Origin of the sequence: Kitasatospora sp. NPDC092948, assembly GCF_044754805.1 — a bacterium.
GTDB lineage: Bacteria > Actinomycetota > Actinomycetes > Streptomycetales > Streptomycetaceae > Kitasatospora.
On the sequence record NZ_JBIVPU010000002.1, the window covers coordinates 172,683 to 193,888 of the forward strand.

The following is a 21,206-nucleotide window of genomic DNA, read 5'->3' on the forward strand; positions in this document are numbered from 1 at the left end:
CCTCGGGACCACAACGTCACACGTCCGAGCGAGCGCAGTTGTCCCCGCACCCGCTCAGCGGACCAGGCCCCAGCGGAAGCCCAGCGCCACCGCGTGCGCGCGGTCCGAGGCGCCGAGCTTCTTGAACAGCCGCCTGGCGTGCGTCTTCACGGTGTCCTCGGACAGGAACAGCTCGCGGCCGATCTCCGCGTTGCTGCGGCCGTGGCTCATCCCCTCCAGCACCTGGATCTCACGGGCCGTCAACGTCGGTGCGGCGCCCATGTCCGGGCTGCGCAGCCGGCGCGGCGCCAGGCGCCAGGTCGGGTCGGCCAGCGCCTGGGTGACGGTGGCCCGCAGCTCGGCGCGCGAGGCGTCCTTGTGCAGGTAGCCGCGGGCCCCGGCGGCGACCGCGAGGGCCACGCCGTCCAGGTCCTCGGCCACGGTGAGCATGATGATCCGGGCGCCCGGGTCGGCCGAGAGCAGGCGGCGGACCGTCTCCACCCCGCCCAGTCCGGGCATCCGGACGTCCATCAGAACGAGATCGGAACGGTCGGCCACCCAGCGGCGGAGGACCTCCTCACCGTTCGTCGCAGTGGTCACCCGATCCACGCCGGGCACGGTCGCCACCGCACGGCGCAGTGCCTCCCGGGCGAGCGGGGAATCGTCGCAGACGAGTACGGATGTCATGACCGTCCTCCGCAGCTGATCCGCGTCACGTTGAGCCTCCTGGCTGGTACGAACCTCTCCGACACGGCCGCCGGGAACTGACGCCGTTCCGATCGCCTCGCTCCCGCGACCGATTCCGATGCCCTACCCGCTGACCGCCTCCGTACATCCAACGACCGTCACTCGAATGAGTTACGGCTTCAGGTCCATCTCCACCACTGTACGTGGCCAACCCATCACACAAGAGCTACCTCGCGGTGCACACGCCGCACTTTTGTGCAGCTCGCGCGCGGTGCCCGCGCCGCGCACGCCTTCCGGTCACGGTCCGCGCCCCGCCGGAGGTCCGATCGGGGAGCGGTGCGACTCAAAACCTATTGCACCGTTTGTCCGTTTTTATAGCTTCCGTTAGGTCATTGACTGTTGTGTCGGACTGTGGGTGACTTGTCCGTGTAGTTGGGTGTAAGTCATATTTCCAGGTGTCCGTATCGGTCCCGTGCAGCCTCGCCGGTGCGACCCCGTCCGAGCCGCCAGGTCCGGCGCCCTTGAAGGGAAGAGCCATGGCAGATTTCTCCCGCCTCCCAGGCCCCAACGCAGACCTCTGGGACTGGCAGCTCTCCGCCGCCTGCCGCGGCGTCGACAGTTCCCTGTTCTTCCACCCCGAGGGCGAACGCGGCGCGGCCCGGACCTCCCGCGAGGCGAGCGCCAAGGAGGTCTGCATGCGCTGCCCGGTACGCGCCCAGTGCGCGGCCCACGCCCTCGCCGTCCGCGAGCCCTACGGGGTCTGGGGCGGCATGACCGAGGACGAGCGCGAGGAGCTGCTCGGCCGTTCCCGCAACCGGCTGGTCCAGGTCCCGCTGGCGATGCCGCAGACCGTCCGCCACTGAACGCCCGATGAGCGGCCGCGGATGCCCCCGTCGCGAATCGCGGCACCGGACATCAGGCAGCTGAAGAAACGTTTCCCTGTATGCGTTGCGCCGCCCCTCCCCAGGCGGCGCGGACGCCTCAGCGGGCGGCGGCCGCCGCCGCGAGCTGGTCCAGCATCAGCTCCACCGCCGGAACCCCTGCCAGGTCCGGCAGGGTCAGCGCCACCACCTCGCGCCGTGCCGGCTCCCCCGACGCGACCCGCACCGGCACCGCCGCCACACCCGGGTGCCGCACCGACTCCAGCGCCAGGCCCGGCAGCACCGCCACCCCCAGACCCGCGCCCACCAGGCCCACCACCGCCGGATAGTCGTCCGTGGCGAACTCGATCGCCGGCGCGAAGCCCGCGTCCGTGCACAGCTCCACCAGATGCCCCCGGCACTGCGGGCAGCCGGCGATCCACTGCTCCTTCGCCAGCTCCGCGAGATCCACCGGCTCGCCCTCGCCCCGGCCCGCCAGCGGATGCCCGGCCGGCACCAGCCCCACCAGCGGATCGTCCAGCAGCGGGCGCACCACCAGCTCGGACCAGTCGTTCGCGGCGGCCGTCGCCGCCGCCTCCAACGTCGCCTCCGCGCGGGCCTCCCGCAGCGTCGCGTGCGGCGACGGCAGACTCAGACCGCCCTGCGAGTCCGGGTACCGGAACGCCAGCGCCACCTCGCACTCGCCGCCCCGCAGCATCGCCAACGCCTGCGGCGGCTCCGCCTCCACCAGCGACACCCGCACCCCCGGATGCGCGGCCCGCACCTGCGCCACCGACCGCGGCACCAACGTCGAACTCGCCGTCGGGAACGAGACCAGCCGCACCCGGCCCGCCCGCAGCCCCGCGATCGCCGCGACCTCCTCCTCCGCGGCGGACAGCCCCGCGAGGATCCCGTTCGCGTGCTTCAACAGCACCCGGCCGGCCTCGCTCAGCTGCATCTCCCGCCCCGACCGCACCACCAGCGGCGTGTCCACCGCCTTCTCCAGCGCCTTCATCTGCTGGCTCACCGCAGGCTGCGTGCAGCCCAGCTCCCGCGCCGCAGCGGAGAACGACCCCGTCCGGGCGACGGCATGCAGGACACGGAGGTGGCGGGCTTCAATCACGCCATCAACCTTAGGGGGCCGGGAGCAGGCGGCGGGCAGACAGGGGCGCGAGCGGGTGCGAAATCAGGGGCGCGGGGAACTGCGCGACCAACCAGGCAACCGTCCGCCCTCGACCACCCTCGTCCAGCCCCACCCACATCCGCACACGCAGAAGGGGCGCGAGGTCCTGGCGGTCCGAGCCCCGCACTACGAGAGTGCAGGGCCAGTCGCGCAGTTCCTCGCGCCCCTTCAGTGCCTACCGCCCAGCGGCCGAGCGCTTCAGTGGCTGTGGCCGTGCCCGCCGTGCGAGTGGCCGTGGCCCGCGGCGTCTTCCTCTTCCTTCTTCTCGACCACGAGGGTCTCGGTGGTGAGGAGGAGGGAGGCGATGGAGGCGGCGTTCTCCAGGGCGGAGCGGGTGACCTTGACCGGGTCGATGACGCCGGCCTTGACCAGGTCGCCGTACTCGCCGGTGGCGGCGTTGTAGCCCTGGCCGGCCTCCAGCTCGGAGACCTTGGAGGTGATGACGTAGCCCTCGAGGCCGGCGTTCTGGGCGATCCAGCGCAGCGGCTCGACCAGGGCGCGGCGGACGACCGCGACACCGGTGGCCTCGTCGCCGGACAGGCCGAGGCCGTCCTCCAGGACCTTCGCGGCGTGCACCAGCGAGGCGCCGCCACCGGCGACGATGCCCTCCTCGACCGCGGCGCGGGTCGCGGAGATGGCGTCCTCCAGACGGTGCTTGCGCTCCTTGAGCTCGACCTCGGTGGCCGCGCCGACCTTGATCACGCAGACGCCGCCGGCCAGCTTGGCGAGGCGCTCCTGGAGCTTCTCGCGGTCCCAGTCGGAGTCGGTGTTGGCGATCTCGGCCTTGATCTGGGCGACCCGGCCGGCGACCGCGTCGCTCGCGCCGGCGCCGTCGACGACGATGGTCTCGTCCTTGGTGACGGTGATGCGGCGGGCGGAGCCCAGCACGTCCAGGCCGACCTGGTCGAGCTTGAGGCCGACCTCCTCGGAGATGACCTGGCCGCCGGTGAGGGTGGCGATGTCGCCGAGGATGGCCTTGCGGCGGTCGCCGAAGCCGGGGGCCTTGACCGCGACCGCGTTGAAGGTGCCGCGGATCTTGTTGACCACCAGGGTGGAGAGGGCCTCGCCGTCGACGTCCTCGGCGATGATCAGCAGCGGGCGGGAGCCGCCGGCCTGCAGCACCTTCTCCAGCAGCGGCAGGAGCTCCTGGATGCTGGAGATCTTGCCCTGGTTGATCAGGATGTACGGGTCCTCCAGGACGGCTTCCTGGCGCTCCGCGTCGGTGACGAAGTACGGCGACAGGTAGCCCTTGTCGAACTGCATGCCCTCGGTGAACTCGAGCTCGACGCCGAAGGTGTTGGACTCCTCGACGGTGATGACACCGTCCTTGCCGACCTTGTCGATCGCCTCGGCGATCAGCTCGCCGACCTGGGTGTCCTGGGCGGAGAGGGACGCGACGGCGGCGATGTCGTCCTTGCCCTCGATCTCGCGGGCGACGGACAGCAGGTGCTCGGAGACGGCGGCGACGGCCTTGTCGATGCCCTTCTTCAGGGCGGCCGGGCCGGCGCCGGCGGCGACGTTGCGCAGGCCCTCGTTGACCAGGGCCTGGGCCAGCACGGTGGCGGTGGTGGTGCCGTCACCCGCGACGTCGTTGGTCTTGGTGGCGACCTCCTTGACCAGCTGCGCGCCGAGGTTCTCGTACGGGTCGTCGAGCTCGACCTCGCGGGCGATGGTCACACCGTCGTTGGTGATGGTGGGGGCGCCGAACTTCTTGTCGATGACGACGTTGCGGCCCTTGGGGCCGATGGTCACCTTGACGGTGTCGGCCAGCTTGTTGACGCCGCGCTCCAGCGAGCGGCGGGCGTCCTCGTCGAACTGCAGGGTCTTCGCCATGGTCCCGTTTCCTCAGGGTGTGGTCTGCGTACGTGGAGCAACAACCGCGCCCCGGGCCCCTGTCAGTGCTGACACGGATCCGGGGCGGGCTGGGACGTCTTACTTCTCGATGATGGCGAGAACGTCGCGAGCCGAGAGGACGAGGTACTCCTCGCCCTGGTACTTCACCTCGGTGCCGCCGTACTTCGAGTACAGGACGATGTCACCGACGGCGACGTCGAGCGGCAGACGCTGGCCGTCCTCGAAGCGGCCCGGGCCGACGGCCAGGACGACGCCCTCCTGGGGCTTCTCCTTGGCAGTGTCCGGGATCACCAGGCCGGAGGCGGTGGTGGTCTCGGCGTCGAGCGGCTGGACCACAATGCGGTCCTCGAGCGGCTTGATGGCAACCTTGCTGCTGGTGGTCACGTCCGAGCTCCCCTTCGGAGATTACGGGGTTGTCTTACAGGTAGGTGGACGAGGGTGCGCAGCTGCCGTCGCGGGGGTCAGGCACGCATCTTCGCGTTAGCACTCCCCCTGGGGGGAGTGCCAGGAACGACCTTAGGACGCCGTTAGCACTCAGTCAACCAGAGTGCCAACGACGTCGTGTCGGAGTTTCGGTCCGGCCCGGGATTCCGGGTTTTCTACCCGAACATACGTTCCCCGTTGGAACAATGCCCGCATGACGGAGTCGGGGGAGGACGCCGGGGAGCCGCAGCACGGGTTCCACGGGCTGGTGGCACTGCTGGTCCTGCTGGACGCGCTGCTGCTGGCAGCGGCGGGCGTGGCGTACTGGCTGATGGGGATCTCGCACCCGTACGGGCCGCTGCGCCACCAGGCGGACGGGACGCCGGTCCGGCACCACGTGGCCAGCCACACCCCGTTCCGGGCGGCCCTGGTGGTCGCGGGGGTGCTGACGCTGATCGTGCTGGCCCTGCTGCTGGCGCGGCAGTGGCGGCCGGCGGCGGTGCAGGGGGTGCTGATGGCGGGCGCGGTGGCGGCGGCGGTGCTGCTGTACCCGCACCAGCCGGCGGAGCCGCCGAAGCCCAGGAAGCACGTGCCGTACGAAGCCTGTTACAGCGGCGGGAAGTGCTACCGCTGGGACGAGAACGGGGACAGCACCGAGATCCACGATTGAGTGCGGGCACTCGGGCGTCCGCACCGACTCCCGCGCCGGGCTTGCGCCATGACGAAGCGTCGACCGTCCGTGCGGCGGGATGTGTTCCACACGCTCCGGCTGGTCCCGCCGGCGGTGCTGCTGCTGCTGAGCTCCGTTCCGTACGCGTCCGTGGCGATGGCGTTCGGCCTGGGCGCGGACCGGGAGGCCGGGCGCGGTGCGGGCGGGGCGACGGTGTCGACGATGTTCTCGGTGATCGGCCGGTGAGCGGGGCGGGGACAATGGTGCGGTGGAGATCGAGTCGTTCCGGGCGCTGCTGACCGAGCAGGGGCAGGCGCTGCTGGCCGAGTTGCGGGAGTTCACCGCGGATCAGGAGCTGGCGCTGGCGACCCGGCTGCGGCGGGAGTACCCGTCGGAGCTGGTGCGGGCGGCGTTCGAGCAGGCGCGGCTGCGGCAGCGGGCGGAGGCGAAGTTCGGGGCGGACGCCCGGTCGATGTACTTCACCCAGCACGGGGTGGAGCAGGCGACCCGGCGCAGCGTGGCCGAGTGGCGGGCGGGGCGGTTCGCGGCGCTCGGGGTGAAGCGGCTGGCGGACCTGTGCTGCGGCATCGGCGGGGACGCGATCGCGCTGGCCCGGGCCGGGATCGCGGTGCTGGCCGTGGACCGGGACGGGCTGACCTGCGAGGTGGCGCGGGCGAACGCGGCGGCGCTGGGCGTGTCGGAGCTGGTGGAGGTGCGCTGCGCGGACGTCGCGGACATCGACACGGACGGCTTCGACGCGGTGTTCACCGACCCTGCGCGGCGCACCTCGCGCGGCCGGGTGTTCGACCCGGAGGCGTATTCGCCGCCGCTGTCGTGGGCGGTGGAGGCGGCCCGGCGCACCCCGTTCGGGGCGTTGAAGGTGGCGCCGGGGATCCCGCACGAGCTGGTGCCGGAGGGCGCCGAGGCGGAGTGGGTGTCGGACCGGGGCGAGGTCAAGGAGGCGGTGCTGTGGTTCGGCACCGCGGCGGCCGAGCCGTACCGGGCGACGCTGCTGCCGGGCCCGCACTCGCTGGCCGGCGGGGCGCTGCCGGATCCGCCGGTGGGCGCGGTGGGGCGGTACCTGTACGAGCCGGACGGCGCGGTGATCCGGGGCCGGATGGTCGCCGAGGTGGTGGAGCTGACGAACGGCCGGCTGATCGACCCGATGATCGCGTACGTCACCTCGGACGAGCTGCACCCGACGCCGTACGCGCACGCGTACGAGCTGACCGACGTACTGCCGTACAACGTCAAGAAGTTGAAGGCGCTGGTGAAGGAGCGCCGGATCGGCACCGTGGTGATCAAGAAGCGCGGGGCGTCGGTGGTCCCGGAGGAGCTGCGGCGGCAGTTGAAGCCGTCCGGGCCGAACGCGGTGACGGTGATCGTGGCCCGTACCGCGGCCGGCCCGGTGATGATGCTGGGTCAGCCGGCGGGCTTGGCGATGTAGTCGTCGAGGCGGGCGACGGCGAAGCCCTGTTCCTGGATGCGGGCGAGCATCTCGCCGAACATCGCGGTCATGCTCTCGCCCTTGAGCTCGGACGGGCCGCGGAAGTGGGCGAGGATGATGTCGCCGTTCTTCAGCTTCTTGTCGGCGGCCTGGTACTGCATGTCGTGGATCTGCATGGATTCGCGCCACAGCACGATGGCGCGCGGCCCGCACTCCTGCACCGAGGTGTTCAGGGTCGGGGTGTTCGCGCCGTCGCCGAACGGCGGGCGGAACAGGTACGGGGCGGTGCCGTACTGCTCGGTGAGGGCGGTCTGGTCGTCGCAGATCTCGAACTTCTGCCTGGCAGCCGGGATCTTGCTCATCTGCGGGTGGGTGACGGTGTGGTTCTGAATGGTGTTGCCGAGCGCCTGGAGCGGCTTGAAGTAGGCGTAGTCGTTCTTGACGATGTCCTTGGTCAGGAACATCGTGATCGGCACCTTCAGGTCGGTGAGCATCTGGACGAACTTGGGGTCCTTCTCGGCCCCGTCGTCGATGGTGATGAAGACGACCTTGTCCTGGGTGGGGACTTCGCTGAACACCGGCACCGTCCCGGTCCTGGCCAGCTTGATCGGCTTGTCGGCGGGCGCCGCGGGGGCCTTGGCCAGCGGCTTGAGGCCCCACTTCGCCCACGCGGCGTCGCCGGCGGTGTCCTGCGCGGGCTCCGACGGCGCGGCGGACGGCGCACCGGCGGTGGCGGGGGCGGGCTGCGCAGGGGCGGCCGACTTCGCGGCGGGCGCGGAGCTGCCGCACCCACTGGCCGCCAGCAGCACGGCGAGCGCGCCCGCCGCGTAACCGATCCGGACCCTGTTCGTCACCGGTGTCCCCCGCTCTTCAGATCTACAGACGTGTCGATGTTCCGGACGAACGCTACCGGCTCCGCGGTTGCCTAACCGACATCCGTCCGGGTGAAGGTCCACCGGTGCACCGGGCGCGCCAGCAGCCCCGCCGGGGGCTCCGGCACCGGCTGCGGCTCGCCGGCCCAGAGGGCGATCAGCAGCACCCGGTCGCCGGGCGCGGTGAACAGCTCGACCCGTTCCAGGCCGGCCGCCGCGCGCACCGCGGGCAGTGCGAACTCCCGCGCCCAGGTGTGCAGTTCGCTCCCCCGGCCGTCGGCCGCGCGGGCCTCCCACATGGCCGCCAGGGTCACTTCAGGGCCTCCGCCGCGTGGGCGTGGAAGTCCGTGTGGGGGACGTGCGTCTCGGTGACCGGCAGCGAGGAGTCCGCCGACAGGTCGAACGAGGACGCGGCCCGGTTGCGCCAGACCATCTCCGCGCCGAGCGCCGCCACCATCGCGCCGTTGTCGGTGCACAGGCCCGGGCGCGGCACCCGGAGCACGATGCCGGCCTTGTCGCAGCGCTGCTGCGCCATCTCGCGCAGCCGGGAGTTCGCGGCGACGCCGCCGCCGATCATCAGGTGGTCGACGTCGTTGTCCTTGCACGCCCGGACGGCCTTGCGGGTGAGCACGTCGGTGACCGCCTCCTGGAAGGACGCGGCGACGTCCGCCACCGGCACCGGCTCGCCGGCCCGCCGCTTGGCCTCCACCCAGCGCGCCACGGCGGTCTTCAGGCCGGAGAACGAGAAGTCGTAGGCGGGGTCGCCGGCGTTGTTCAGGCCGCGCGGGAACGCGATCGCCTTCCCGTCGCCCTCGCGGGCCATCCGGTCCACCACCGGCCCGCCCGGGAAGCCCAGGCCGAGCACCCGGGCCACCTTGTCGAACGCCTCGCCGGCCGCGTCGTCGATGGTCGCGCCGAGCGGGCGGACGTCCGAGGTGATGTCGCCGCTGAGCAGCAGCGAGGAGTGCCCGCCGGAGACCAGCAGCGCCATGGTCGGCTCGGGCAGCCGGCCGTGCTCCAGCTGGTCGACGCAGATGTGCGAGGCCAGGTGGTTGACGCCGTACAGCGGCTTGTCCAGCGCCCACGCGTACGCCTTGGCGGCGCTCACGCCGACCAGCAGCGCGCCGGCCAGGCCCGGGCCGGCGGTGACGGCGATGCCGTCCAGGTCGCTCGCCTTGACGCCGGCGGTGTCCAGCGCGCGCCGGATGGTGGGGACCATCGCCTCCAGGTGCGCGCGGCTGGCGATCTCCGGGACGACGCCGCCGAACCGGGCGTGGTCGTTCACCGAGGACGCCACCGCGTCGGCGAGCAGCGTGGTGCCGCGGACGATGCCGACGCCGGTCTCGTCGCAGGAGGTCTCGATACCGAGGACGAGCGGTTCGTCAGCCATTGTGATGATCCTTCAGATCGCTTGCATCGCTTGCCAGGTGGTCCAGACGCATCACCAGTGCGTCTACGTTGGCGGGCTGGTAGTAGCCCCGCCGGATGCCGACCGGCTCGAACCCGAACCGCTCGTACAGCCGCTGCGCGCGCAGGTTGTCCACCCGCACCTCCAGCAGCAGCTCGGCGCAGCCGCGCCGGACCGACTCCTCGATCAGCTCGGTCAGCAGCATCGCCCCGAGGCCGGCCCCCTGGTGCCCGGCCTCCACCGCGATGGTCTGCACGTCGCCGTCCACCCCGACCGCCATCAGCCCGGCGTAGCCGACCACCGCGTCGCCCTCGTCCACCGCCACCACGTAGTGCCGGCTGCCGCCCGGGTACGCCTCGGCCAGCTCGGACCAGTACATCCCGCGCGACCAGGCGTCGTCGGGGAACAGCAGGTGTTCCAGCGCCATGACGGGCTCGATGTCCCACCAGCGCATGGGACGCAGCGAGAACCTAGCCACGGCCGGAGAGTCCCGTCCGCGTCACGCCGGAAGCACCGCCTTGTAGCCCGCCGGCACCTGCGCGTCCGGGCGCCGCAGGTACAGCGGGGCGTTCGGCAGCAGCTCGCGGCCGGCGGCCAGCTCGCGGACCGCGAAGTCGGCGAGCGCGCCCGCCGAGACGTGCTCGGGGCCGCTCGCCGCCGGCAGGCCGTACAGCAGCGCGCCCGCGCCGACCGTCCGTTCGCCGGGCTCGATCTCGGCCGGGCGGTCCACCGACGGGCCCGAGACCCGGGCGCCGGACGCGTCGTAGGAGGCCCAGTAGACCTCCTTGCGGCGGGCGTCGGTGGCGACCGTGAACGCGCCGTCCAGGCCCTCGGTGCGGGCCTGGTGGGCGATCGCGTCGAGGGTGCAGACGCCGTGCACGGGCAGGCCGAGCGCGTCGCCGAGCGCGGCGGCGGTCACCAGGCCGACCCGCAGGCCGGTGTACGGGCCGGGGCCGACGCCGACCGCCAGGTCGGTGAGCTGTCGCTTGTCCACGCCGGCGGCGCGCAGCACCGCGTCGATGGTGGGCAGCAGCAGTTCGCCGTGCCGGCGGGCGTCGACCTCGTAGGACTCGGCGAGCACGCGCTCGCCGTCGTGGACGGCGGCCGTGACGGCGGGGGTGGCGGTGTCGAAGGCGAGGAGGAGCACGCGTTCAAGGTTAGAGGGTCCGGCGCGGGTGCCCGCACCGGCCGGGAACACACGATCGGAAGAGGCCGAAGCGGCGGTCCGGACCTGGCACGATGGGCCTCGGACGTGAACGCGGAGCGTTGAGGAGTTGACGTGGCGAAGCTGGGTCCTGGTGCGGTGGTCGGCGGACTGACCCTGAGCGCCATGGCGGTGATCGGGCTGCTGGCGTTCCAGGCGAACGGCGCCGCGTCCCGCGCGGTCGCGGCCGGCCCGGCGTCGGCGGGCGCGTCCGCGCCGACGTCCGCCTCGCCCGCGGCGAGCGAGAAGCCGGCCGCTCCCCCGCTGCCGGCGGACTCCGGGGCGGGCCTGCGGGTGGTGTTCTCGTTGAAGGACCGCCAGGTGTGGCTGGTCGACCCGAAGAAGACCGAACAGGTGGTCGCCTCGTTCAAGGTGGCGCCGGGCAGCGCGCTGCCGAACCCGGGCGCGTACACGGTCTACAGCCGCACCGCGGCGGGCACCGGCACCGACGGCCGGCAGATCGAGCACGTGGTGCGCTTCACCCAGCAGCAGGGCACGGTCTTCGGCTTCAGCGCGCTGGTGGACGAGAACGCCGCCGCGCCGTCGATGGACCCGAAGACCAAGACCGGCGGCATCCGGGCGTCCCGCACCGACGGGCAGACGCTGTGGGACTTCGCACCGAACGGTACCCGGGTGGTCGTGGTCGCCTGACCGCCCGACCGCCGGGGCGGCGCGCTACGCGGCGTGGCGCTCCGGCGGGGTGGAGACCGCCTTCGCGGCCCGGCAGGCGGCCAGCAGCGCCCGCATCGGCACCGGGTTCTCCGCCGCGTCGGTGCGCGACTGCTCGACATCGGTGCGCGGCTGCTCGGCCTCGGCGCACGACGCCTCGACGGGGGCGTCGGCCGGCTCGGGACGGGCGTCGGCCCGGGGGGTGGTGCTCGCCATGGGGCGCCTCCCTAGTTAGGCACACCTAACCTGCTGACGCCATCCCATCACGCCCACCGGCCGCGCCGCAACAGTTTCCCGACACGGTGTCGGAAACCCGGCTCAGTTGTCACCCAATACGGTGAGGTCCACGTCGTCCCAGCGACCGCCCAGCCCCGTCACGGTGACCCGCCGCCCGTCCGCCTCTCCCTCCTTGCCCGCCGCCGGGCAGGAGGGGCCCAGCACGAGGTCCGCCTCCGCGCCGCCGAGCGTCCGCTCGATCCGGACCTCCAGCCGGTCCTCGGAGAGCTGCTCGACCTTGCCCTCGCCCCACTCGACGACGATCACCGACTCGGGCAGCGAGACGTCCAGGTCGAGGTCCTCCATCTCGTCCAGGCCGCCGCCCAGCCGGTACGCGTCCACGTGCACCAGCGCCGGGCCGCCGATCAGCGACGGGTGCACCCGGGCGATCACGAAGGTCGGCGAGGTGACCGCGCCGCGCACCCCGAGCCCCTCCCCCAGGCCGCGGGTCAGCGTGGTCTTGCCCGCGCCCAGCTCCCCCGACAGCAGCACCAGGTCGCCCGGGCGCAGCAGGGCGGCGATCCGCCGGCCGAGGCCGGTCATCCGCTCCGCGGTGGCGACGGTCAGAGTGGTCTGCGAACCCATGGCGTCCTTCTTCGTTCGATGCGGCCACCCCTACGGTGCCACACCGCGCACGGACGCCCGCTCAGCCCTCCGGCCGCCCGCCGTCCGGCTCCCCTTCGACCCCGCCGTCGACGCCGCGCAGCGCGGCCGGCAGCGGACCGGTGCCGGCCCGCTCGGCGGCCCGCTCCAGCAGGGCGACCAGCTCCCGGTCCACCAGTTCGGGGCGCTCCAGCATCACCAGGTGGCCGGCGTCCTCCACCAGCACCAGCCGGGAGCCGGGCAGCGCGGCGGCGATCGCCTCGGAGTACTCGGGCGGGGTCAGCAGGTCCTTGGCCCCGGCCAGCACCAGGCTGGGCACGCCGTCCAGCGCGGCCAGCGCGGCCTGCTTGTCGTGCAGCGAGAACGCCGGGTAGAACTCGGCGACCACGTCGATCGGGGTGGCGTCCAGCAGCTGCTCGGCGAACCGCACCACCGCCGGGTCGACGTTCTCGCCGCCGAACGAGAACCGCCGGTAGAACACCGCCACCAGGTCCGACCCCCAGCGCCGGGTCGCCTCCACCAGCTCGACCTGCCGCCCCAGCAGCCGCACCACGCCGGGCGCGACCCGTTTCACCATCTTCGCCCCGGCCGCGGGCAGGCCCAGCGTCACCGAGTCCCAGCCGCCGGCCAGCGTGTCGATCAGCGCCACCCCGGCCACCCGGCCGTCCGGCCCGAACAGCTCGGGATGCTGGGCGGCCAGCGCCAGCACCGTCATCCCGCCCATCGAGTGCCCGACCAGCACGATCGGCCCGTCCGGCGCCACCGCGTCCAGCACCGCCCGCAGATCGCCGCCGAGCTGGTCGATCGAGGCGGGCTCCCCCTTCAGGTACGACCGCGAGCGCTCCGAGCGGCCGTGACTGCGCTGGTCCCAGAACACGGTGCGCAGCGCACCGCGCAGCGCCGCCCGCTGAAAGTGCCAGCTGTCCTGCTGCAGGCAGTAGCCGTGGCAGAACACCACCGTCGGCCCGGGCCCGTCGGCGGCGTCCACCTCCACGTACAGCTCGGTGCCGTCGTCCGCGCGCACCCGCCGCGGCGCCCCGCGCAGCGACCCGAACGGCGCCGCCGCGTCCAGTTCCTCCCGCGCCCGCCTGCGCATCGCCCGCCCGACCGTCATCCGCTCGACCGCGACGCCTGCGGCGGCGCCGGCGGCGAGCACGCCGAGCGATATCCCGATCAGCCCGGCCCGCGAGACCCCCGACGACTCAGCCATGTGCGAGTGCGGACCCGGGGGCGCGAAGAACCGCGCGAGGCGGAAGGCACCTGTCGGAAGGATCGCGGCCCGGACAGCCGGTCGAACGTGGACGCGCCCCGGCGATGACAGCCACTACTGAATCCCTCCCACGTACCTCCGGGGCACCCGCCCCCCGATCCGCGTGATGATCTCGTACGCGATCGTCCCGCAGGCCAGCGCCCAGTCCTCCGCCGTGGGCTCGCCCCGGTCGCCGGCGCCGAACAGCAGGGCCTCTTCGCCGACCGGGGGCGCGTCCCCGCCGAGGTCGACCACGAACTGGTCCATCGCGACCCGGCCGGCCACCCGGTAGCGGCCGGAGCCGATCTGCACCGGCCCGGTGTTGCTGGCGTGCCGCGGGATGCCGTCCGCGTAGCCGAGCGGGATCAGTCCGAGCGTGGTGGGCCCGGGCGTCACGTAGTGGTGGCCGTAGGAGACGCCGTGGCCGCCGGGGACGCGCTTGACCAGGGCGAGCCGGGCCGTCAGCGACATGACCGGCCGCAGGCCGTAGTCGGCGGGCGTGCCGAAGTCGGGCACCGGCGACAGGCCGTACATGGCGAGGCCGGGGCGGACCAGGTCGTAGTGCGACTGCGGGAGCAGCAGGGTGGCCGGGGAGTTCGCCAGGTGCCGCACCTCGGGGTCGAGGCCGGCCCGCTCGGCGAACGCCAGGGCCTGGGCGAAGGAGTCCAGCTGGGCCTGGATGGAGGGGTGGCCGGGCTCGTCGGCGGCGGCGAAGTGCGACCAGACGCCGACCACCCGCAGCATCCCGTCGGCCTGTGCCTTGGCGGCGTTGTCGACCAGGTCGGGCCAGTCGTGCGGCTGGCAGCCGTTGCGGCCGAGGCCGGTGTCGGCCTTGAGGTGGATCCGGGCCGGGATGCCGGTGGCGCGGACGGCGGCGAGGAGTTCGTCCAGCGCCCACTGGCCGCTGATCGAGATGTCGACGGACGCGCGCAGCGCCTGCTCCCAGGGGCCGCCGGGCGTCCACAGCCAGCACAGGATCCGGGCCTGCTCGGGGGCGATGCCCGCGGCCCGCAGGGCCAGCGCCTCCTGCGGGGTGGCGGTGCCGAGCCAGCCGGCCCCGCCGGCGATCGCCTCCCGGGCGCACTGGAGCGCACCGTGGCCGTAGGCGTCGGCCTTGACCACGGCCATCAGCTCGGGACCGTTGGTACGGGCGCGCAGGGCGGCCAGGTTGTCGCGCAGGGCGGCCAGGTCGATCGTCGCCTCGGCGCGCACCCCTTCGGTCAGTGCGGGTGTCCCGGTGGTGTTCGCAGTCGTCATCGCGTATCAGTCTCCCAGACCCCCGCCGGTCCCCCCATCAGGGGCGCGGCCGACCGGGACTGCTGTCACCCGTCCACCCGTACGCCCTTTCCCTTCCGCTGTCTCCACGCGGCCGGGCGCGTTCCGGTTCCGGGACGGGCGGGCGGGCGCGGAACCCGGGAGGCCGGCGGGTGCGGGAACAGGGGCGCGGGGCGGGTGCGGAACCGGGGGTGACGCGGGAGACACGCCGACGGCGGGATCGCGCCGCCGACAGCCGGTTGGACGGGCGCGCGCCCCGGCGGGCGGGCCCCGCGCGGCGCCGTCACCCCGTCAGTGACCGCCAGACCGGCCCCAGCGCCCCCGCGATCTCCGTCGCGGTGATCGGCGAGCCCGCGCCGGCGGCGTGGCGTCCGGCCAGGCCGTGCAGGTAGGCCGCCACCGAGGCCGCGTCGAGCGGGGACAGGCCGGTGGCGAGCAGCGAGCCGGCCAGCCCCGACAGGACGTCGCCGCTGCCGGCGGTGCCGAGCCAGGACGTGCCGGTCGCGTTCACCCGGACGGTCCCGCCCGGGTCCGCGACCACGGTCGTGGAGCCCTTGAGCAGCACCGTCGCGCCGTAGCGGGCGGCGATCAGCCTCGCGGCCCACAGGCGGCGGGCGGCGACGGTCTCGGCGCCGGTGTGTTCGCCGACGCCGGCCAGCAGTCGGGCGGCCTCGCCGGCGTGCGGGGTGAGCAGCGTGGGGGCGGGCCGGTCGGCGAGCAGGCCGGGGCCGAGGCGGGCGAGTTCGGTGAGCGCGTCGGCGTCGGCGAGCACCGGCACCTCGGTGTCGAGGGCCTCCCGCAGGGCGCTCTCGGCGCCGTCGCCGCCGCCCGGGCCGACCACCCAGGCCTGGACCCGCCCCGCCCGGGCCGGGCCGGCGTCGGTGACCAGCGTCTCCGGGTGCCGGCGGACCACCTCCGTCGCGGCGTGCCCGGTGTAGCGCACCGCGCCCGCGCCACCGCGCAGCGCCCCGGCGACGGCGAGCAGCGCCGCGCCCGGGTAGCGGGCGGAGCCGGCGGCGATCCCGACGACGCCGCGCCGGTACTTGTCGCTCTCCGTGTCGGGGACGGGCAGCAGCGCGGCCACGTCGGCGTGCTGGAGGGCCTCGACGGAGGCGGGCGGCAGGTCGAGTCCGATCTCCACCAGGTGCACCACGCCCGCGTGGCCCGCGCCGGGGTCGACCAGCAGGCCGGGCTTGTGGGTGCCGAAGCAGACGGTGACGTCGGCACGCAGCGCGGGGCCGGTCACCTCGCCGGTGTCGGGGTCGACGCCGGACGGCACGTCGACGGCGACCACCGGGCCGCGGCGCGCCATGGTCGCAAAGGGGGCGGCGGCGGGGCGCAGCGGGCCGCGGCCGCCGATGCCGACGATGCCGTCCAGCACCAGGTCGGCGCGGCCGAACGCGCCGGCGTCGTCGGTGACCCGGCCGCCGGCGGCGCGCAGCGCGGCGAGGCCGTCGGCGTGCGCCTTGGCGGGGTCCAGCAGCAGGGCTTCGGCGCGGGCCCCGCGGCGGGCGAGCCGGGCGGCGGCGTACAGCGCGTCGCCGCCGTTGTCGCCGGAGCCGGCCAGCACCAGGACGCGGCTGCCGTGGACCCGGGGCAGCAGTCCGGCGCAGGTCGCGGCGAGGCCGGCTGCGGCGCGCTGCATGAGGGTGCCGTCGGGGAGGGCGGCCATGAGGGTGGCTTCGGCGGCGCGGACCTGCTCCACGTGGTGGGCGTGACGCATGCGGGGCTCCTTCGGAGGGGCGCGAACACGTGCAAGTCATTGTGCGCGGCGCGATCTCGCCGACGTGGGTCTTCCGCCTCGCGCAGTTCCCCGCGCCCCTGTTTTCGCACCCACTCGCCCCTCCCCCTCACCCTTCGGCGATCACCACCGCCGACGCCACGCCCGCATCGTGGCTGAGCGACACGTGCCAGCCCGTCACCCCGAGGGTGGCGGCGCGGGCTTCGACGGTGCCGGTGACGTGGAGGACGGGGCGGCCGGATTCCTCGACGCGGACTTCGGCGTCGATCCAGCGCAGGCCGGGGGGTGCGCCGAGGGCCTTGGCGAGCGCCTCTTTCGCGGCGAACCGGGCGGCGAGCGAGGCGGTGCCCCGGCGTTGTCCGGACGGGAGGGTCAACTCGTCCGGGGTGAAGAGGCGTTCGGCGAGCCCGGGGGTGCGTTCCAGGGACTCCCCGAACCGTCCGATGTCCGCCACGTCGATGCCGACCCCGATGATCACGCCTGTTCCTCCGTCCATGCCTGCGCGGTGCCGCGCAGGCATGGACGATACGCGGGCTACTCGACCGTGACGGACTTGGCCAGGTTGCGGGGCTGGTCGACCTCGTGGCCCTTGGCGGTGGCCAGCTCGCAGGCGAACACCTGGAGCGGGACGGTGGACACCAGCGGCTGGAGCAGGGTCGGGGTGGCCGGGATGCGGATCAGGTGGTCGGCGTAGGGGACGACGGCCTCGTCGCCCTCCTCGGCGATCACGATGGTCTTCGCACCGCGGGCCCGAATCTCCTGGATGTTGGAGACGATCTTGTCGTGCAGCACGGAGCGGCCGCGCGGCGAGGGCACCACCACGACCACCGGCAGGCCCTCCTCGATCAGCGCGATCGGGCCGTGCTTGAGCTCGCCGGCGGCGAAGCCCTCGGCGTGCATGTAGGCGAGCTCCTTGAGCTTGAGCGCGCCTTCGAGGGCCACCGGGTGGCCGACGTGCCGGCCGAGGAAGAGCACGGCGGGGGCGTCGGCCAGCGAGCGGGCGAGCGCGCGGACCGGCTCCATGGTGCCGAGCACCTGCTCGACCTGCCGGGGGGCGTCGCCGAGTTCGCGGATGACGGAGGAGATCTCGTCGCCCCACTTGGTGCCGCGCACCTGGCCCAGGTAGAGGGCGACCAGGTAGCAGGCGACCAGCTGGGTCAGGAACGCCTTGGTGGAGGCGACCGCGACCTCGGGGCCGGCGTGGGTGTACAGCACCGCGTCGGACTCGCGCGGGATGGTCGAGCCGTTGGTGTTGCAGATCGCCAGAACCTTCGCGCCCTGCTCCCGGGCGTGCCGCAGCGCCATCAGGGTGTCCATGGTCTCGCCGGACTGCGAGATGGCGATGACCAGGGTGCGGTCGTCCATGATCGGGTCGCGGTAGCGGAACTCGCTGGCCACCTCGACCTCGCACGGGATGCGGGTCCAGTGCTCGATCGCGTACTTGGCGATCATGCCGGCGTGGAACGCGGTGCCGCAGGCGACGATCACCACCTTGTCGACCTCGCGCAGCACCTGGTCGGGGATGCGCAGCTCGTCGAGGGTGAGCCGGCCGTCGGCGCCGATCCGGCCGAGCAGCGTGTCGGCGACGGCCTTGGGCTGCTCGGCGATCTCCTTGAGCATGAAGTAGTCGTAGCCGCCCTTCTCGGCGGCCGAGGCGTCCCAGTCGACGTGGTACTCGCGGACCTCGGCGGGGGTGCCGTCGAAGTTGGTCACCGTGACGCCGCCGGGGCGCAGTTCGACGACCTGGTCCTGGCCGAGCTCGATCGCCTCACGGGTGTGCGCGATGAACGCGGCGACGTCCGAGGCGAGGAAGTTCTCGCCGTCGCCGACGCCGACCACCAGCGGCGAGTTGCGGCGGGCGCCGACCACCACGTCGGGGGCGTCGGCGTGCACGGCGACCAGGGTGAACGCGCCGTCCAGCTGTCGGCAGACGATGCGCATGGCCTCGGCGAGGTCGCCGTCGTAGGCCTCGGCCAGCAGGTGGGCGACCACCTCGGTGTCGGTCTCGGAGCGCAGGGTGTGGCCGCGGTCGGCGAGCTCGGCGCGCAGGACGGCGAAGTTCTCGATGATGCCGTTGTGGACGACGGCGACCTTGCGGTGGTCGTCCAGGTGGGGGTGGGCGTTGGCGTCGTTGGGCGCGCCGTGGGTGGCCCACCGGGTGTGGCCGATGCCCGTGGTGCCGGCCGGCAGAGGGGTTTCGGCCAGCGACTTCTCCAGGTTGACGAGCTTTCCGGCCCGCTTGTCGGTTGCCAGGAGCCGCTGCCCGTCGGCTCCTTCGGTCTGCACCGCGACGCCGGCCGAGTCGTAGCCCCGGTACTCCAGCCGCCGCAGACCTGCGATCACTACGTCGAGGGCCTGCTGAGGGCCCGTGTATCCAACAATTCCGCACATATGCGCCAGCATAGGTGTCGGTGTTCGAACCCGGTCGGGCCGGATGGCCACACCGGGTGACCGACACCACAACACCCGGCGGCCCGGACACGGCTCACAATGGACCCTGTGCTGACCGAACTCTGTACGAGGGGCGTACCCACCGCGCCCACCCCCTCCCCGTACGTGGATCTGGACCGCGCCGAGTGGAGCGCGCTGCGCGAGCGCACCCCGCTGCCGCTCACCGCCGACGAGGTCGAGCGCCTGCGCGGCCTCGGCACCGCGCTGGACCTGGACGAGGTCCGCGACGTGTACCTGCCGCTGTCGCGCCTGCTGAACCTGTACATCCACGCCACGCACGAACTGCGCGGCGCGCTCGGCACGTTCCTGGACACCCCCGACACCGAGCGGGTCCGCACCCCGTTCATCATCGGCGTCGCCGGCTCGGTGGCGGTCGGCAAGTCGACCACGGCCCGCCTGCTGAAGGCCCTGCTCGCCCGCTGGCCCGAGCACCCCCGGGTCGAGCTGGTCACCACCGACGGCTTCCTGCTGCCCAACGCGGAGCTGCGCCGACGCGGCCTGATGGCCCGCAAGGGCTTCCCGGAGTCGTACGACCGGCGGGCGCTGATGCGCTTCGTCGCGGACGTGAAGGCCGGCAAGGACCGGGTCACCGCGCCCGTGTACTCGCACCTGGTCTACGACATCGTGCCGGACCGGCAACTGGTGGTGGAGCGCCCGGACATCCTGATCGTGGAGGGCCTGAACGTCCTCCAGCCGGCCCTGCCCGGCACCGACGGGCGGACCAGGATGGCGGTAGCCGACTACTTCGACTTCTCGATCTACGTCGACGCCCGCACCGACGACATCGAGGCCTGGTACCTGGACCGGTTCCGCAAGCTGCGCGAGACCGCCTTCCAGGACCCGAACTCCTACTTCCGGCGCTTCACCGAGGTGCCCGAGGAGGAGGCCATGGACTACGGCCGCCAGGTCTGGCGCACCATCAACCGACCGAACCTGCTGGAGAACGTCCTGCCCACCCGCGGCCGGGCCACCCTGATCCTGCAGAAGGGCGGCGACCACAAGGTCCGCCGGGCGCTGCTGCGCAAGCTCTGACTGTCTTTCAAAAACACTTCCGGCGACCGTTTCCCGAACCCTCCGGACACCATCGAAGGACGCTGGCCTAGGCTGGCGCGCATGATGACGCACTCGGGGAAGCGCCAGCGGCTGATCATCGCGCTCGGCGCGTTCGTTGTCTCGCTCATCGCCACGCTGCTGGCCGTCGACACGCCGCCCGCCGCACCGGCCTCCGGGTCGGGCGGGCCGGCCACGCCGTCCGCGAGCGCCTCCGGGCCGCGCGAGCTGAACATCGGCATCGCCTACGGCGACCGGCTGACCTGGGTGTCCGACACCGAGCTCGCCATCGGCCTGGACGACGCGGTGAACAGCAAGGCCCGCTGGATCCGGGTGGACCTGTCCTGGAACAACATCCAGCCGGACAGCGCGAAGAACTACGAGTGGCAGCGCTTCGACCGGATCGCCAAGGCCGCCCAGGACCGCCACCTGGAGGTGCTCGCGACCATCGGCTACACCCCGAAGTGGGCCCGTCGCTCCGGCTGCGGCGGCGACCCGTCGTGCGCACCGGCCCACCCCGAGGCGTTCGCGGCGTTCGCCCAGAAGGCCGCCGAACGGTACGCGCCCATGGGCGTGCACACCTGGGAGATCTGGAACGAGCCGAACCTGCCGTTCTGGGCGCCCAAGCCCGACCCGGCCGCGTACACCACCCTGCTGAAGTCCACCGCCGCCTCGCTGCGCGCCGCCGACAAGCAGGCGTACGTGATGCTGGGCGGGCTCGCCGCGGTGGCGACCGCCCAGAGCGACGGCTACGTCTCGCAGTTCGACTTCCTCAACGCGGTCTGCGAGCTCGGCGCCAACAAGGTGGTGGACGCGATCGCCTACCACCCGTACACCTACCCGCACCTGCCGAGCGAGAAGACCGACTTCGGCACCGCGTTCGAGGGCATCAGCTCCACCCACGACAACCTGGTTGGCATCCTGGAGCGCTACGGCACCCCGAACCTGCCGATCTGGCTGACCGAGACCGGCGCCGCCACCAACGGGCCCGGGCAGGCCAGTGACGGGAAGACCACCCCGGCGAACGCCACCCACGTCACTGAGGACCTGCAGGCCGCCATCGCCACCGACACCATCCCGGCCTCGGCCGCCAACCCGCACGTGGCCGCCGTGTTCTGGTACTCCGACCAGGACTCCGGCACCGACAAGGACAAGGCGCACCGCTCGATGTTCTACGGGCTGCGGCGCTACGACGGCACCCCCAAGCCCGCCCTCGCGGCGTTCGGCGCGGCGGTGGCCGCCTACCGCGACAAGCTGGCGGCGGCAGGCAGCAGCGCGAGCCCGGGCCACTGACCCGGCCTCAGT

At 73.2% G+C, this 21,206-nt stretch carries 23 protein-coding genes; 7 read left to right on the forward strand and 16 right to left on the reverse strand.

The annotated features are described in order from the left end of the window. Positions 1–54: 54 nt before the first annotated feature. Complete coding sequence (locus tag ACIQF6_RS05375) at positions 55–666, reverse strand: response regulator transcription factor (RefSeq protein ID WP_014136228.1); 612 nt, start codon at positions 664–666, stop codon at positions 55–57. A 536-nt stretch (positions 667–1,202) separates the two neighbouring features. Here ACIQF6_RS05375 and ACIQF6_RS05380 point away from each other — a divergent pair. Beyond that, positions 1,203–1,529 carry a WhiB family transcriptional regulator gene (locus tag ACIQF6_RS05380; protein ID WP_100587200.1) on the forward strand — a complete coding sequence of 109 codons (327 nt, stop codon included), beginning with the start codon at positions 1,203–1,205 and terminating at the stop codon, positions 1,527–1,529. Between the two features lie 118 nt (positions 1,530–1,647). On the opposite strand, the gene ACIQF6_RS05385 is transcribed toward ACIQF6_RS05380, so the two are convergent. The 3 genes from ACIQF6_RS05385 to groES all read right to left on the reverse strand — a co-directional run bounded on the left by ACIQF6_RS05385 (position 1,648) and on the right by groES (position 4,947). Next, entirely contained in the window at positions 1,648–2,649 is a 1,002-nt protein-coding gene (locus ACIQF6_RS05385; protein ID WP_400890421.1) for a LysR family transcriptional regulator, read from the reverse strand. A 258-nt stretch (positions 2,650–2,907) separates the two neighbouring features. Beyond that, positions 2,908–4,542: a chaperonin GroEL gene (groL, locus tag ACIQF6_RS05390; protein ID WP_400890423.1), complete on the reverse strand. Its 1,635-nt coding sequence runs from the start codon at positions 4,540–4,542 to the stop codon at positions 2,908–2,910. Between the two features lie 99 nt (positions 4,543–4,641). After that, positions 4,642–4,947, reverse strand: a complete 306-nt coding sequence (gene groES, locus ACIQF6_RS05395; protein WP_014136232.1) for a co-chaperone GroES — start codon at positions 4,945–4,947, stop codon at positions 4,642–4,644. A gap of 253 nt (positions 4,948–5,200) precedes the next feature. Between groES and ACIQF6_RS05400 the strand changes: the two genes are divergently transcribed. From ACIQF6_RS05400 to ACIQF6_RS05410, 3 genes are read left to right on the forward strand one after another with little or no spacing between them, the layout of a single operon-like run. Next, on the forward strand, positions 5,201–5,656 hold the full coding sequence (locus ACIQF6_RS05400) for a hypothetical protein (protein ID WP_400890425.1): 456 nt from the start codon (positions 5,201–5,203) through the stop codon (positions 5,654–5,656). A gap of 48 nt (positions 5,657–5,704) precedes the next feature. Beyond that, the gene (locus ACIQF6_RS05405) at positions 5,705–5,902 is read left to right on the forward strand and encodes a hypothetical protein (RefSeq protein WP_400890427.1); all 198 of its coding nucleotides are present in this window, start codon (positions 5,705–5,707) and stop codon (positions 5,900–5,902) included. A gap of 22 nt (positions 5,903–5,924) precedes the next feature. After that, entirely contained in the window at positions 5,925–7,103 is a 1,179-nt protein-coding gene (locus ACIQF6_RS05410) for a methyltransferase domain-containing protein (protein ID WP_400890429.1), read from the forward strand. On the opposite strand, the gene ACIQF6_RS05415 is transcribed toward ACIQF6_RS05410, so the two are convergent. The 5 genes from ACIQF6_RS05415 to tsaB all read right to left on the reverse strand — a co-directional run bounded on the left by ACIQF6_RS05415 (position 7,079) and on the right by tsaB (position 10,530). Next, complete coding sequence (locus ACIQF6_RS05415; protein ID WP_400890431.1) at positions 7,079–7,957, reverse strand: polysaccharide deacetylase family protein; 879 nt, start codon at positions 7,955–7,957, stop codon at positions 7,079–7,081. The genes ACIQF6_RS05410 and ACIQF6_RS05415 overlap by 25 nt on opposite strands. A 71-nt stretch (positions 7,958–8,028) precedes the next feature. After that, on the reverse strand, positions 8,029–8,274 hold the full coding sequence (locus tag ACIQF6_RS05420) for a hypothetical protein (protein WP_400890433.1): 246 nt from the start codon (positions 8,272–8,274) through the stop codon (positions 8,029–8,031). Positions 8,275–8,285: 11 nt separating this feature from the next. Continuing rightward, the gene (gene tsaD / locus ACIQF6_RS05425) at positions 8,286–9,365 is read right to left on the reverse strand and encodes a tRNA (adenosine(37)-N6)-threonylcarbamoyltransferase complex transferase subunit TsaD (RefSeq protein WP_400890435.1); all 1,080 of its coding nucleotides are present in this window, start codon (positions 9,363–9,365) and stop codon (positions 8,286–8,288) included. After that, a complete protein-coding gene (gene rimI, locus ACIQF6_RS05430) occupies positions 9,358–9,861 on the reverse strand; it encodes a ribosomal protein S18-alanine N-acetyltransferase (RefSeq protein ID WP_400890437.1) in 504 nt (167 codons plus the stop codon). The genes tsaD and rimI overlap by 8 nt, the downstream gene beginning before the upstream one ends. Positions 9,862–9,882: 21 nt before the next feature. Further along, positions 9,883–10,530, reverse strand: a complete 648-nt coding sequence (gene tsaB, locus ACIQF6_RS05435) for a tRNA (adenosine(37)-N6)-threonylcarbamoyltransferase complex dimerization subunit type 1 TsaB (RefSeq protein WP_400890439.1) — start codon at positions 10,528–10,530, stop codon at positions 9,883–9,885. Positions 10,531–10,662: 132 nt separating this feature from the next. Here tsaB and ACIQF6_RS05440 point away from each other — a divergent pair, with 132 nt between their 5' ends. Next, complete coding sequence (locus ACIQF6_RS05440; RefSeq protein ID WP_400890441.1) at positions 10,663–11,238, forward strand: L,D-transpeptidase; 576 nt, start codon at positions 10,663–10,665, stop codon at positions 11,236–11,238. A gap of 24 nt (positions 11,239–11,262) precedes the next feature. Here ACIQF6_RS05440 and ACIQF6_RS05445 read toward each other — a convergent pair whose 3' ends face one another. From ACIQF6_RS05445 to glmS, 7 genes are all read right to left on the reverse strand, one after another. Then, the gene (locus ACIQF6_RS05445) at positions 11,263–11,472 is read right to left on the reverse strand and encodes a hypothetical protein (RefSeq protein ID WP_400890443.1); all 210 of its coding nucleotides are present in this window, start codon (positions 11,470–11,472) and stop codon (positions 11,263–11,265) included. A gap of 102 nt (positions 11,473–11,574) precedes the next feature. Continuing rightward, the gene (gene tsaE / locus ACIQF6_RS05450; RefSeq protein ID WP_400890445.1) at positions 11,575–12,117 is read right to left on the reverse strand and encodes a tRNA (adenosine(37)-N6)-threonylcarbamoyltransferase complex ATPase subunit type 1 TsaE; all 543 of its coding nucleotides are present in this window, start codon (positions 12,115–12,117) and stop codon (positions 11,575–11,577) included. 61 nt (positions 12,118–12,178) lie between these two features. After that, complete coding sequence (locus ACIQF6_RS05455) at positions 12,179–13,345, reverse strand: alpha/beta fold hydrolase (RefSeq protein WP_400890447.1); 1,167 nt, start codon at positions 13,343–13,345, stop codon at positions 12,179–12,181. Positions 13,346–13,459: 114 nt separating this feature from the next. Continuing rightward, a complete protein-coding gene (gene alr, locus ACIQF6_RS05460; RefSeq protein ID WP_400890449.1) occupies positions 13,460–14,641 on the reverse strand; it encodes an alanine racemase in 1,182 nt (393 codons plus the stop codon). Between the two features lie 301 nt (positions 14,642–14,942). Next, positions 14,943–16,382: an NAD(P)H-hydrate dehydratase gene (locus ACIQF6_RS05465; protein WP_400890451.1), complete on the reverse strand. Its 1,440-nt coding sequence runs from the start codon at positions 16,380–16,382 to the stop codon at positions 14,943–14,945. A gap of 127 nt (positions 16,383–16,509) precedes the next feature. Then, positions 16,510–16,878, reverse strand: coding sequence for a holo-ACP synthase (locus ACIQF6_RS05470; protein ID WP_400890452.1), 369 nt, complete (start codon positions 16,876–16,878; stop codon positions 16,510–16,512). A gap of 56 nt (positions 16,879–16,934) precedes the next feature. After that, a complete protein-coding gene (gene glmS, locus ACIQF6_RS05475; RefSeq protein ID WP_400890453.1) occupies positions 16,935–18,791 on the reverse strand; it encodes a glutamine--fructose-6-phosphate transaminase (isomerizing) in 1,857 nt (618 codons plus the stop codon). 99 nt (positions 18,792–18,890) lie between these two features. On the opposite strand from glmS, the gene coaA reads away from it, so the two are divergent. Both coaA and ACIQF6_RS05485 read left to right on the forward strand, forming a co-directional pair. Beyond that, on the forward strand, positions 18,891–19,883 hold the full coding sequence (gene coaA, locus ACIQF6_RS05480) for a type I pantothenate kinase (RefSeq protein ID WP_400890455.1): 993 nt from the start codon (positions 18,891–18,893) through the stop codon (positions 19,881–19,883). Between the two features lie 81 nt (positions 19,884–19,964). Next, positions 19,965–21,194, forward strand: coding sequence for a cellulase family glycosylhydrolase (locus ACIQF6_RS05485; protein ID WP_400890457.1), 1,230 nt, complete (start codon positions 19,965–19,967; stop codon positions 21,192–21,194). Positions 21,195–21,206: the final 12 nt, after the last annotated feature.

What these genes read in the sequence shown, in the direction of transcription:
- ACIQF6_RS05375 (WP_014136228.1), bottom strand. Translation starts at nt 666, where the DNA reads ATGACATCCGTACTCGTCTGCGACGATTCCCCGCTCGCCCGGGAGGCA.
- ACIQF6_RS05380 (WP_100587200.1), top strand. Translation starts at nt 1,203, where the DNA reads ATGGCAGATTTCTCCCGCCTCCCAGGCCCCAACGCAGACCTCTGGGAC.
- groL (WP_400890423.1), bottom strand. Translation starts at nt 4,542, where the DNA reads ATGGCGAAGACCCTGCAGTTCGACGAGGACGCCCGCCGCTCGCTGGAG.
- ACIQF6_RS05400 (WP_400890425.1), top strand. Translation starts at nt 5,201, where the DNA reads ATGACGGAGTCGGGGGAGGACGCCGGGGAGCCGCAGCACGGGTTCCAC.
- ACIQF6_RS05405 (WP_400890427.1), top strand. Translation starts at nt 5,705, where the DNA reads ATGACGAAGCGTCGACCGTCCGTGCGGCGGGATGTGTTCCACACGCTC.
- ACIQF6_RS05420 (WP_400890433.1), bottom strand. Translation starts at nt 8,274, where the DNA reads ATGTGGGAGGCCCGCGCGGCCGACGGCCGGGGGAGCGAACTGCACACC.
- tsaD (WP_400890435.1), bottom strand. Translation starts at nt 9,365, where the DNA reads ATGGCTGACGAACCGCTCGTCCTCGGTATCGAGACCTCCTGCGACGAG.
- ACIQF6_RS05445 (WP_400890443.1), bottom strand. Translation starts at nt 11,472, where the DNA reads ATGGCGAGCACCACCCCCCGGGCCGACGCCCGTCCCGAGCCGGCCGAC.
- tsaE (WP_400890445.1), bottom strand. Translation starts at nt 12,117, where the DNA reads ATGGGTTCGCAGACCACTCTGACCGTCGCCACCGCGGAGCGGATGACC.
- ACIQF6_RS05455 (WP_400890447.1), bottom strand. Translation starts at nt 13,345, where the DNA reads ATGGCTGAGTCGTCGGGGGTCTCGCGGGCCGGGCTGATCGGGATATCG.
- alr (WP_400890449.1), bottom strand. Translation starts at nt 14,641, where the DNA reads ATGACGACTGCGAACACCACCGGGACACCCGCACTGACCGAAGGGGTG.
- ACIQF6_RS05465 (WP_400890451.1), bottom strand. Translation starts at nt 16,382, where the DNA reads ATGCGTCACGCCCACCACGTGGAGCAGGTCCGCGCCGCCGAAGCCACC.
- glmS (WP_400890453.1), bottom strand. Translation starts at nt 18,791, where the DNA reads ATGTGCGGAATTGTTGGATACACGGGCCCTCAGCAGGCCCTCGACGTA.
- coaA (WP_400890455.1), top strand. Translation starts at nt 18,891, where the DNA reads ATGGACCCTGTGCTGACCGAACTCTGTACGAGGGGCGTACCCACCGCG.
- ACIQF6_RS05485 (WP_400890457.1), top strand. Translation starts at nt 19,965, where the DNA reads ATGATGACGCACTCGGGGAAGCGCCAGCGGCTGATCATCGCGCTCGGC.